At 68.3% G+C, this 12,148-nt stretch carries 6 protein-coding genes and 1 pseudogene; 5 read left to right on the plus strand and 2 right to left on the minus strand.

Annotated elements, in window-relative coordinates; genetic code table 11:
- Nucleotides 1–139 precede the first annotated feature (139 nt).
- On the minus strand, nucleotides 140–961 hold the full coding sequence (locus tag AB0F98_RS17625; protein ID WP_357736070.1) for a hypothetical protein: 822 nt from the start codon (nucleotides 959–961) through the stop codon (nucleotides 140–142).
- Between AB0F98_RS17625 and AB0F98_RS17630 the strand changes: the two are divergent.
- Together AB0F98_RS17630 and AB0F98_RS17635 are read left to right on the plus strand one after the other, a co-directional pair.
- Nucleotides 881–1,192 (plus strand): annotated as a pseudogene (locus tag AB0F98_RS17630) (transposase family protein); the annotation flags it as partial. The gene AB0F98_RS17625 and the pseudogene AB0F98_RS17630 sit on opposite strands and share 81 nt — an antisense overlap.
- Before the next feature lie 605 nt (nucleotides 1,193–1,797).
- The gene (locus AB0F98_RS17635; protein ID WP_357736073.1) at nucleotides 1,798–2,748 is read left to right on the plus strand and encodes an alpha/beta fold hydrolase; all 951 of its coding nucleotides are present in this window, start codon (nucleotides 1,798–1,800) and stop codon (nucleotides 2,746–2,748) included.
- 359 nt (nucleotides 2,749–3,107) lie between these two features.
- On the opposite strand, the gene AB0F98_RS17640 is transcribed toward AB0F98_RS17635, so the two are convergent.
- Complete coding sequence (locus AB0F98_RS17640) at nucleotides 3,108–6,608, minus strand: phosphodiester glycosidase family protein (RefSeq protein ID WP_357736076.1); 3,501 nt, start codon at nucleotides 6,606–6,608, stop codon at nucleotides 3,108–3,110.
- A gap of 1,104 nt (nucleotides 6,609–7,712) precedes the next feature.
- Here AB0F98_RS17640 and AB0F98_RS17645 point away from each other — a divergent pair.
- From AB0F98_RS17645 to AB0F98_RS17655, 3 genes are all read left to right on the plus strand, one after another.
- Nucleotides 7,713–8,276 (plus strand): DUF4158 domain-containing protein, encoded by a 564-nt coding sequence (locus AB0F98_RS17645; protein ID WP_357736079.1) that lies wholly within the window; start codon nucleotides 7,713–7,715, stop codon nucleotides 8,274–8,276.
- Nucleotides 8,277–8,509: 233 nt separating this feature from the next.
- Nucleotides 8,510–9,643 carry a class I SAM-dependent methyltransferase gene (locus AB0F98_RS17650; protein ID WP_357736082.1) on the plus strand — a complete coding sequence of 378 codons (1,134 nt, stop codon included), beginning with the start codon at nucleotides 8,510–8,512 and terminating at the stop codon, nucleotides 9,641–9,643.
- A 1,169-nt stretch (nucleotides 9,644–10,812) separates the two neighbouring features.
- Nucleotides 10,813–12,105, plus strand: a complete 1,293-nt coding sequence (locus tag AB0F98_RS17655) for a GNAT family N-acetyltransferase (protein WP_357736085.1) — start codon at nucleotides 10,813–10,815, stop codon at nucleotides 12,103–12,105.
- Nucleotides 12,106–12,148 lie beyond the last annotated feature (43 nt).

Genomic DNA, 12,148 nt, shown 5'->3' on the forward strand with positions numbered 1-12,148 from the left:
GCGCGTTACCGAGGTCGCTACCCCGACCGCTACGACCCCGCCACGCCCAGCTGCCCGCCCACGACGGCTCACAATCCTTTTCTCCCGACCAAGGCGGTCTCACTGGATGTCAGGTGACCCGTCATCGGCGCGATCGCTGTCAGGCATGCCAGCCTGGCGCTTCGCAAGCAGCCGCCAGGTCAAACGGGGTGGTGATGGCGAAGTCCCTGTCGATCGCCTCCACCAACGCGCCGCCCCGTGGTCCCAATCCGAGCCGCTCGGCCCAGCCGGTGAGGACGGCGACGAAGCCAACCAGGTCGCGATGCACACTCATCAGCAGCGCTGGCAGCGCCACCCGTGGCAGGTCGATGTGAAGACCGGCCCAGCGGCCGTGATGGCGATTGGGGGCGCCGTCCTGCCACACCCGCAGATGGTCGCCAAGAACCTCGACCTCCGGACCCGGATCGTGACCCAGCCACGGCGAATCGCCGGCAAGGGCTTGGGTCCATTCCCGCCAGCCTTCCAGACCAGCACAGCAACCTGGAACTACTTCGGTCCCGGTTTTGGAATCGCACACCTGTAGCCCGCCGGGAACGATAAGCAGTTCCTCGGCCAGCAGCGCGTCCACCACCTCATCCCGTCCGCCGGGCGCAGGAACATCGATCCGGTCAGCCAGGGCCGCCACGAACAGCCCGACCTGCTCATCGCTACAGCTGGCATCGAGCGCCAGCCACGAGAACGGCGCCGCCGACTCCACCGGCCACGGTAGTGGCGCCTCGGCGTCGAACGTCGGAACCTCGACGACCGCCCGCATCGTGATCACCGAATCATTCAACCCGACGTTCCCGGCGCCCGCCCACGGCCACCGCCGTGTTCGCATCAGATGCGCTGAGCCGGCCTCATCCGAGCGCACCGCAACCAGCATCGATCCCGGTGGCGGCGCCTCGACCCGGGCCGACAAGCAGTGCTCGTCCTCGCCCACCTGCGCAACGGTGACACCTACACCCGCCTCGCGGCCGGGTTCGCCGTCGGCGTCGCCACCGCCTGGCGGTACGTACAGGAAGCGATCGTGCTTCTCGCGGCGGTCGCCGAGGACCTGGCCACGGCGATGCGGCGCATCCGGCAACTGGCGTACGCGATCCTGGACGGCACGCTGATTCCGATCGATCGCGTAGCAAACCAGAAGCCGTACTACTCCGGCAAGCATCATCGACGCGCTGACCAGCGCGGATCGCCATGTTCTCCTGCGCCCCGACCGCCGCCATCGCAGAGTGCGCGGCCTGATCGTGCACCTCATCGGCGATGACCAGGGCGTACTCCCCCGGCCAGGCGGCGTATCCGTCGACGCGCGAGCTGAGATCGAACCAGCGACGCGCAGTTTAGGAAATGCCGTCCTATCCCCCCGGGCTCGCGGGGCGCAATTGTGCCTACGGGAAATTCCGAAATCCCGTCGCCCGCCGACTAAGAGGTCCTGACGAGATGATGTTGTTGCGTGGCCTCGGGACGTGAGGATCGTTCCGCCTGAACGTGACGAGATGCGAGGGGCCGCGTGAGCACCTGGCCGGGCCGCACCGGCCGGGCGGTGTCCAACGTGGCTGACCCGGGGCGTTCGAGCAGGGTGGGCCGCATTCCCACATGCGATGCAAGTCGGCCGACCGATGCCTGAGCCCGACAATCGGCCGCGTCGACCGAGACATTTGTCCAAGCCATCGCGCGGGCGAGGACGGCGATACTTGGCACATGGCCAACTTCTCTGAGGTCGAAAAGAGTGGCCAGTCGGATCATGAAGGCCCCCGGTTCCCTGACAGGGAGCCGGACGTGAGACGTACGAAGAGGCGCCGAACTCGCCGCATCGTCTTATCGATCATCCTCGTCACCGTCGTCGGGCTGCTCATCACCAACGCGATAGTGGTGTCGCGCCAGGACGCCGAGGCCACGGCGGATTCGCCCCTGCCACTTGACGGCGGGAACATCCACGTACGGCAGGACGGACCCCGCGACGCCCCGGCACTCGTACTGATCCACGGACTCGCCGGGTCGACGCACTGGTGGGATCCGGTGGTTCCGATGCTGGCGAAGTCCCACCGCGTCATCCGGATCGACCTGCTCGGACATGGCGAGTCGGCCAAGCCGGCAGGCGGCGGCTATGCGATCCCGGAGCAGGGACGCCGAGTCGGTGAGGCACTGGACCGGCTGGGCGTACAGCAAGCGATAGTGGTTGGGCACTCCACTGGCGGTTCCGTCGCCACCGCTCTCACCGAGCAACGACGCGACCTGGTTACCGCGCTCGCGCTCATCGGTTCCGGGCCTCGCCTGGACGCCTACATCTCGGACGGACTCGTCGGCCGACTCTTGTTCGTCCCCATCCTCGGACAACTGCTGTGGCGGTTTCGCACCGACGAGGTTGTTCGCCAAGGCCTGAGCACCGCGTTCGGTAACCATGGCTACGAGATCCCGCAACAGATCGTCGACGATGTGCGGGCCATGACCTATCACGCCCTCACCACGACGTCGCGGGCAACCGACGACTACCTGACGCAGGGACCGCTCCCGGACCGACTGGCACCCCTTGGCAAGCCACTGCTGGTGATCTTCGGGACGGAGGACCAGAGATGGCGACCCTCGTCCGCTGACGACTACCGCACCGTGGCGGGCGCGAGAGTCGAGTCGCTTCCCGGTGTGGGGCACTCGCCCATGCTCGAGGATCCGCCACGGACCGCCGCGCTCCTCATGGCCTTCACCACGATCCACGCCGCGCGGGCGGACTGAACGCGGCAGACGACGGGAACAGCGGAACAGGGCCTGGCTAACGGACGTCTCGTAACTCGGCGAAGGCGTTTTCGCGGGCTGCCCAGCGGGCGAGCTTCAGTTCCGGATGCGCGCTTATGTCGTTGTCACGCCGGGGGCTTCGGCGTCCACCTCGGATCGCGGCCTCGGTGAGGCGTTGACCGGGCTGATTGATCGGGTTCGGGGTGGGCACCTGTTGCCCACCCCGAACCCGGTGGTGGCTCGCCGGCTGTCGCGGCCCGACTCCGAACCGTTCCCGCGTCCGGATCTATTCGACCCGGGGCGGACCGGTCAGGCCCGGGTACCCGGCCGGACCTCCGCTGCTACAGCTCCATCGGAGCTCAGTGCTCGCCGCGCGGCCCTGCCGGGACCGCCGGTCCGACCTGGATGGTCTTCGAGGTGGTGATCGGCGCGAGCGAGGTGTCGTCGGTGTACTGCCGCATCGAGTCGCTCGTCACGGTGACCGTCACCGAACCGGGACGCAGCGCCGTCAGCGTCCGCGTCTGCGGGTCGAGGATCGCGGCCTTGCCGGCGCGGTGGGCCTCCACGATGGCCGCGGCACCGCTGCCGATCGCGAGGTTCGACGATCCGCTCCAATGCACGGACATCGGGTACTGCAGAGGCACCACCCGGGTGCCGGTGGACACCCCCTGAGGCTGGACGATGCTGCCGCTGAGCTGCGCCGTCTTGTTCAGGTCGAGCTTCTCCGGCGCGTTCAGCGTGACCGACTGCGCGAAGGCCCGCACGTCCGCCTCCAGCCACTGCTGGTCCGCGTTGCGATCGCTGTTCACCGACCAGTTCACCCAGCCGGTGAAGCCGCCCCGGTCCGGCGTGCCGTAAGGGTCCTTGCCTGACGACGGCAGCACGACGTACGGAACGCCTTCGACGCGGTGGACGCTCGCGACCTGGGCGTGGGAGCCGAACATCACGGCACCCTTGCCGGAATCGTCGCGGAAGTCGGTCAGCAGCTTCTCGACCAGCTGTACCTCGTCGCGGTCACCGAGCTGGCTGGACTTCGTCTCGGCCGGGTCGTCCACCGGGTGGTGGGCGGCCACGACGACGTTGTGCACCGACGGGTCGCGCTCGGCCTCGTCGAGCGCCTTCTGCATCATCGGCAGCTGCTCCCAAGCCGTGCCGCTCAGCGTACCCAGCGAGCTGGCCAGCAGGATGAACCGCGTGCCCTTGTGGTCGAACGTCCGGTACGGCTGTCCGAACTCGGCCTTGAACGCCGACAGATCCGACTGGGTGTTGTTGAGCCCGTACGACTCGTGGTTGCCGGGGACGTAGTAGCAGGGCAGTTTCCCGGTGCGCGGGTCGGGCGTGCTGTTCTCAGCCGGCTCCTGGCCGACCGGAATCAGATCGCACCCCGCATCGGTCAGCACCTGCCGGGCCAACGCGAGATCCTGCGGCAGACCGCGGTCGGTGACGTCACCGTTGAGGATCACCAGGTCCGGCTTGGTCTGGCGGATCCGCCGCAGGGCGGCCGTCGCGACCTGGGTCAGGTTCGGGTTGTCCGCGGTGAACTGCACATCCGACAGCGACGCGAAGTTCCAGGTGCCGGCACCGTGCTCCAACGAGCCGTCGGGCGACACCAGCCGGTCCGCCCGCAGTGCGGGCTGTGCCGGAAGCTCGACCGAGGTCGGGACGTCGGCCTCGATCCGGTTGAGGATGAACGTGCCCGCGTGCTGCTCGGCCGTGTTGGTGTTGATTCCCTGGAAGCCTGAGATCGAGATGGGGAACGCCGTGCCGGCGGGCAGCGTGAACGTGGCGTACTGCCAGTCGTCGCTGGCCACCAGCGCGGTTCCGTAGACGCCCGTGCCCTTGCCGTTGGCGTCCGAGTAACCCAGGTAGGTCAATCCACTCGGCACGGCGATGCTCGACTTGAGCCGCAGCCGTACGCGCAGCGGCTGACCCGGCACCGTCACCCGGCTGGCGACGGAGGTCGCGGCGATCCCGACGTTGCGCATCGCGGCGAAGTCGATCCGCAGGCCGTCAGGGTCCTTCGAGAACGTGGTCGCCGCGGTGCTGTTGTTGCGCCACCGGGCGAGCACGTCGTCGCTGAAGTCGTACGCCGAGACCGTCTGCACGCCGACTGTAATCGGCAGCTGCACCGACCTACCCGAGACGGAGATGGTCAGGATCGTGCCGGCGGCCTTCAGCGGAGTGACCTTCAGCTTGCCGGCGAACGGCTGAACGTCGACGACGCTGTGGTCGTAGTCCAGCGTGAGGTCGGTCGGGTCGATCGGCGCGGTGTAGCCCTGGTCGTCGCGGCCGGTGACGCTCACCGTGGCCGCAGCCTCGGGCGTCGCGTCGGCGATGGAGAGGCGACTGGCCGACAGCTCCACGCTGTCGAGCTTGCCGAGCACATCGACCTTCATCAGGGCACCCGTGTGCCCGACGCCGGCGGTGACCGAGACGGCGCCCGCCGCGCGCGTGGGGGCCGCCAGCACGCCGGACTTCACGGACGCGCCACGGGAGTGCCAGCGGACCGACTTCGGATCCACCGCGACGGGCGCCTCGTGGTCGTCGACACCCTGCGTGACCAGGGCACGGTGCAGCCCCGGGAAGACCTTCACGCCGCCGTCGCTGGACGTCCCACCCTCGGCCGGTTTGATCACGAGCTGGTGCAGCTTGCCATCACCCGGTGCGACGAACACGCCGACGCCGTTCGGGTCGTTGCGCTCGTGGCCGTCGGACGGCACGTTGCGTACGGTCGCCTCGGTCGCGCCCAGCGCGCGGGCGACCATCGTCGTGGAGCCGCCGCCGTCGAGGTTGACTGCCGTCTCGACACCCAGAGCGGCGAGGTCGCGGGCCTCCTTGTCGATGCCGACACCACCCTTGCCGGTACCGCCTGGGCCATCCCAGGTGGCGAGGATCAGGGTACGGCCGCCGTCCTTGAAACCGAGCGCGGTGCGTGGCGCGATCGAGGTGTCCAGGCCGGGGGCGACCTTGCCGCCGGAGACGATCGTCCCGCCGTTGCCGAGCGCGAACTTCATCTTCTTGGTCACGTCGTTCGACAGCGAGTACTTCAGCGTGACCGGGTCGCCCGGGTGCAGTTCGCGCAACGCCGTCGCCGCAGCGTCGCGACCGACGAGAGCGAAGCCGTCCTCCGGAATCGCCCCCGAGCCGGCCGGCCCGTTCGGCGCGACGGAGACCACCTTGCCGCCGGAGACGACCACCTCGGCGATCCGGCTGGCGTCGACTCCGCTGAGCCCCCGGTTGCGGCTGTAGGTTCCCCACGCCGCGGTGAAGGCGATCAGGCCGTCGGCGGGTACGCCGCCGCCGTTGGCGGCATTGATCGACAGCACCTTGTGATCCGCGCCGGCGAAGTTCGCGGTCGAGTCGACCGTGAGGTCGACGAGCTGGGCGATGCCGTCCTGGCTGACGCCGACGTGCTGGCGTCCGCCGATGTCCGCTGTCTTGACCAGTTGGCCGTTCTGGATTTCTCCACCGAGCGCCGCGTTGCTGCCGCCGATGTCGAAGAACTCACCGTTGACACCGGCCGCGGCGCCTGCCTTGTTGGCCGCGACGCTCAACGGACCGCCCGACGCGACCGGGCCGGAGGTCAGCAGGTCCGTGCTGACCGCGTGGTTCGACAGGTCCACGGTCAGGAACTGCGCGTCGTACCAACCGCGCTGGTCCAGCGCCTTGACGTGTTGAAGACCGATACCCGGACCGATCTTCTCATTCGTGTTGACCAACGGCAGACCGCCGGTGACGGGTGCGTCAGGCTGAGGCGGATTGGCTTGCGCGGCCGCCGGAAACGCCATCAGCGTGACCGCTGCGGCGAGCACGCCCACCAGTGGTGTGACCCTCCTGGCGTTTGGGGTTTTCGATTTCACTGCGATCCTTAACTCGGAGCGGCAGCAGGCGTCGAAGTGCCCGCTCCGCCCCAATGGGGTCGGGGACCGCGCAACTTTAATGATCTTGAGCGAACCCCAGGTGAACCCGCCCTGACCAGGCCTTGAATGCCCAGCGAGGGAGCGCGCGCCCCGATCCTGCTCTGATGGGGTATTCGCCGCTGCCGCCGACTCGCCGCTCAGGAAATCCAGCTGAACAATCGAGAAGACCCTGACGCTGTGAGCAGCCTGCTGCCGGTGTCGTGTGTCCCATCGGAACCTTCAGAACGATGAATTAATTCGACGACCGGCCGCTTCGACGTCTCGCTCGTCTTGTCCATCGATCGGACCCCGGGGGGCGGGCGGCTCGAGTTTGACGGCATCGTCGGTCGTGGAGAGCTGACGATTCACAACTCGCGTTCGACACAGCGGATGCGGCGGCGGCCCTCAATGCTCGGCCCGGCCGGGCCCGAGTGGAACCTGTCACCGGCCGCGGGCCCCGCACTCGGGATCATGAGCAACCCCGACCGGTTGGTGACGCTGCCGGAGCCGGCGCCCTCGTTTGTCGGCCCGGCCGGAACTTCGAGCGATGAGCCAATGCTTGGTAACCACTGGCGCTCCGGCCCACCGGAGACGAGGCCCTCGTGGATGGCGCACCGCCGGCACACCCGGCGGACCCGTCCCGGACTCTCGGGCCGGGGGACGTTGTAGGGCTGGCGGTCCGTGGCGCCCCGCCCCGCTGGCGTAGGCCGTAGTCGCACTCGGCGCACAGCAGACCTGCTCGGCGGGTCTGCTGAACGGTGCGGCCCGCTGAACGGAATCCTGCGCCGCACATAACAGTCATTATGGTGTGCTGACGTTATGTCCGGATAGTCCGCGTCTTTTATCCGATTAGCATTACCAGTAATTCAGTAATGGCTAGACATGGAGTCGCCACAGGCCTTCGACAGGTCGGGTCTGTCGGTTCGCGGCTCACCGGGGTTGAGGAACATCGGAACGAAAACCGGCGCTAAGCCCTTGGAGGGTTTGAGAGCGCTTTGACCTGGGGCTCGGCGGGGGCGGAGCCTTCGGCAGTCGTGTTGATCACTGACTGTCTGGAGGTCCGGGGTGCCGGTCGAGTTTCTGACGGATGAGCAAGCCGCGAAGTATGCGGAGTGCGACGGGGCGCCGTCCCGTAGGGAGTTGGAGCGGTTCTTCTTCCTGGACGACGCGGACCGGGAGTTGATCGAGCCAAAGCGGCGGGCTCACAACCGGCTCGGGTTCACGGTGCAGATGACCACGGTGCCGTTCCTCGGGGTGTTCCTGGACGATCCGACGGACGTGCCGGCTGAGGTGGTCGACTACCTCGCCGAGCAGTTGGGCGTCGCGGACGCGTCGGCGTTGAAGGCGTACGGCGAGCGGGAGAACACCCGGCTCGATCACGTCCGTGAGCTGCGGCGGGTCCTGGAGTGCACGGAGTTCGCCGAGGCGGAAGCCGAGCTGTGGGTGTGGGCGGACGCACGGGCCTGGACGACCGGGGAGGGTCCGAAGGCGCTGTTCGACGCGGCGGTGGGGTGGCTGCGCGAGCGCCGTGTTCTGCTGCCCGGCGTGACGACGCTCGCCTGGCTGGTGGCCTCGGCGCGGGCGGCGGCGAACCAGCGGCTGTGGGAGCTCTCCCCGCCCAGCCCATAGGCTGGTTTGCCTGCGGAGAGGTCGCTGTGCGAGCCTCTTACCTCATCTCCCTGAAAGGGCTGGTCGTGACGCTCGGCATGGTTCTCGGCGACTACTCCTCTCGCGCTTCGACGCGGGAGCGGTAGCCCTACCTGCCTTGACACACGCGCCCGTGCTGCAGCACGGGCCGTTTGCCCTGCTCCTCGTCGAAGTGCTCTTCGTGCCCCTGCACGTTCGATCACGAGGAGTACGCGGTGTCCACGATCCACTGGACCGAGACGAACACCCCCCGTTCCGCCCGCTGGCATTCCGAGAGCGCGACACCGCCTCCCAGCCGGATCATCGGCGCGGACGACCGTATGAAAGCCGACGCTGCTTACCGTATGGCCTGCGAAGGCACCGCCTTGCTGTGGCAGGGCGACTTCCACAACGCACGTCAACTACTGCAAGCGATGGGCCGCCGCATCGACCGGAAACCTTCCTGGCAAGGCGGCAGCCCAGCAGAGTCCTTCCACCTGCACCGCAGGGCCCGCGGCCGCCGGGCCCGCGTGCTCGGCAGGCTCCTCGTTCTACTGGAAGACGACTACTGCCTGAACCTGCGCAGGGCCCCCGATGTGCGCCAGGCATGCACCGAGGCGTACGGTCCACCGTCCGAGCCGATGGCCGTCCCGCTCACAGAACTACTGGGCGTGATCGGAGCGCACCAGTGGCGCACAAAGGGCGTGGAGGTACCCGCCCTCGACGCTCGCATTCACCCTCACTACGGCGTGTTCTCCCCAATCAGGGGCGAATACGTCGACCTCGTTGCACATGCACCGCTCCCCGCGCCAGCGGCCCATCGCGCGGGTCGCCGTACCGCATTCGACCTCGGGACGGGGACGGGAGTACTCGCCGCCGTCCTGGCCCGCCGGGGGATCGACCACGTCGTGGCCACCGATATCAGCCCGCGTGCCCTGGCCTGCGCACGCGAGAACGTCCGCCGACTGCACTTCACCGGGCGCATCGACATCGTGGGCCCCGGCCTCTTTCCGGACGGGAGCGCGGACCTCATCGTCTGCAACCCACCCTGGATTCCAGCCCGGCCCACCTCCGCCGTGGAGCAAGGTGTCTACGACCTGGGCAGCAGCATGCTCCGCAGCTTCCTGGACGGACTCACCGCGCATCTCGAACCGGGAGGTGAAGGGTGGCTCATCCTGTCGGACTTGGCCGAGCGCCTCGGACTCAGGACGCGCAGCGAACTTCTGGCCGACATCAAGGCAGCGGGTCTGCATGTGGTGGACAGGACTGATACTCGGCCGCGGCATCCACGAGCGATGGACACCACTGATCCCCTCCACGCCGCCCGAGCCACGGAAGTCACTTCGCTTTGGCGCCTCGCCAGCACTTGACGATCACCGCCGGCTGTCGCCGGGGGCGAGCAGGCTGGTGACCTCGGCGATCGCCTCCGGGGAGGGTGGAAGTACTTCCGCACGTTCTCCGGCTTCTTGTGCCGAGACTTCGCCATCAGCATGAGCAGGCTCGCCCCGGCCTCGCCGAGGTGGGTCAGGCTCGAATGCCGCCACTCATGCAGGTCCCACCCGGTGCCGGGTGTGCCGCCGACCGAGGTGTGCTCGTCCAGCAGAGCGCGGGCCTGCCCGTACGACAGCCGGGCGAACTCAGTGTCCGGGCACACGTCGCGCGGGCTGACGACCTTGCCCGGACCCGGACGGCGGTGGGTGACGAACACCGGCCCCCGCGTACGGCCCTTGAGCAGCCGGGGCAGAAGGCGGGCGGTGCCAGCGTCCCAGTACACGGGTTCCAACACGAAGTCCTCGCGGACCTGACCGCGGCGGCGGGCGCGCGGGCGGGCGCCCTTGGCCTTGACCGGGCAGCGGCGGCCGGCGAGGTCCGGATCTCGATGTTGACGTTGAGGATCTCCTCCGCCCGCGCGCAGGTCTCATACAGCATGCGCCACAGCGTCTTCTCCCGCAGATGCACCTCGCGCCGCGCGATCAGCCTGTCGATCGCCATCTTCGAGCGGGCCGGGGTCTCCGAGTCCGGCGGAGTCATCCGCTTCGCCCAGGCCGGGACCGACGGGCCCTCGTACCCGCGCTCGCCGCACCAGCCGAGCCAGGACAGCACTCCGGCACGACGGGCGTTCCAGGTATTGACCGCGGCCTCGCCCTACAACAGTTCGAGGGCCTCACCGATCTCGTCAGCGGCAACGGACGCCAGCGGCCGACTCTCGCCGAAGTCCTTGCCGCAGGTCGTGATCAGCGTTGCCGCAGACAATAGGGCGTTATCTGTGGGACAACTTCAGACGGGTCCGCCCCCGACACTCCGTCAGCCGCCCACCAGGGCCGACAGATCCTTAGCGCCGGTTTTCGTTCCGATGTTCCTCAACCCCCTCACCCGGCCAGAGCAACGCGCAGGACGCGACACGGGTGGCACATCCTCAGCTGAAGTGGCGAGCCGACGACAACCAATGCGGTCCCCCGTCTTCTGGCAGGCCGTCGGCGACCTGGCGGAGACCGAATCTCCGTTGCCTCGGCGCTGGCCCACCTGAAGGATGCCGACCGTGAAGACCGAGATCCGGCCCGTCGAACGCTCCGAGGTGGCCGATTACCTCAAGGTCCTGCCGTACGTCAACGGACTGCCGAACTGGGAGCCGGCCCCCAGCGCGGGGCACGGCGGCCCGGAAGCGTGGCCGCCGCCGAGAAAGCCGGCCACCGAGCAGCAGCTGAAGATCTGGGCGGAGGAGGTGATGGATGACCACTTCCATCCTCAGGCCGCCTTCGTGGACGGGAAGCTGGTGGGCGGCTCGGCGATGCTCTCGCTGGCCATCACCGTGCCGGGGCTGCGTGCTGTGCCGTTCGGCGGTGTCACGGCGACTGCGGTGATCGCGACCCACCGTCGGCGCGGGCTCCTGCGCGGCATGATGCAGGCGATGTTCGATGAAGCCCTGGAGCGCGGCGAACCGCTGGCTGCTTTGAGCGCAAGTGAGGGCAGTATTTACGGCCGCTTCGGGTTCTCCCCCGCAACGATGCGCACCCGTTGGGAGTTGGAGCGCGGCGACGCCCGCTTCAGGGATTCCGAATTTCCATCGGGCTCGCTGGAGCTGGTGGACGCGGCCGCGGCGCGACAGGCATGGCCGCAGATCCATGAGCAGATTCGGCAACGCCAGATTGGTGAACTCACACCCCAGCCGGGCCAGTGGGACCGCCTGTCCGATGAGGCCACCGGCACCGACGGGCCGATGCGGTACTTACTGCACCGTGACGTGGACGGCAACCTTGACGGCGTGGCGAACTTCCGGCTCCCGTGGTCGCCGTTGCCGGAACACGCCGGGACGCTCGTCGTCGAGGCGTTGCAAGCCTCGACCCCGGACGCCTATCGGTCAATGTGGATGCTCTTGACCGACTTCGACCTCACGCGGAAGATCGTCGCGCCTTCCCGGCCGACAGACGAACCACTGCGCTGGATGCTGCGTAATCCCCGTGCCATGCGGATCACCCGGCAGTCCGACAACCTATGGCTGCGCATCCTCGACCTGCCGGGCGCCTTGACCGCGCGCGCCTACGACACCACCGCCGAACTGACGTTCGCGATCGAGGACGACAGCATGTGCCCGCACAACGTCGGCACCTGGCGGCTGGCAGTGTCTCCCGCGGGGGCGACCTGCACTCGAACGGACCGGCGACCGGATCTCACCACGGACATCCAGTCGTTGAGCTCCCTATACCTGGGCGGCATGTCCGCCGCCGTGCTGGCCGGTGCCGGCCGCATCCGCCCTCACCGGCTCAGCGCGGTGACCGACACCGCCCGCGTCTTCCGCGTTGACCCCGAACCGTTCAACTCTTTCGGCTTCTGACCTTTGGTTGCGTGGTGGGCTCTCCTCGGCCTGGCGAGGAGAG

Origin of the sequence: Micromonospora sp. NPDC023737, from assembly GCF_040639715.1 — a bacterium.
Taxonomy (GTDB): domain Bacteria; phylum Actinomycetota; class Actinomycetes; order Mycobacteriales; family Micromonosporaceae; genus Micromonospora.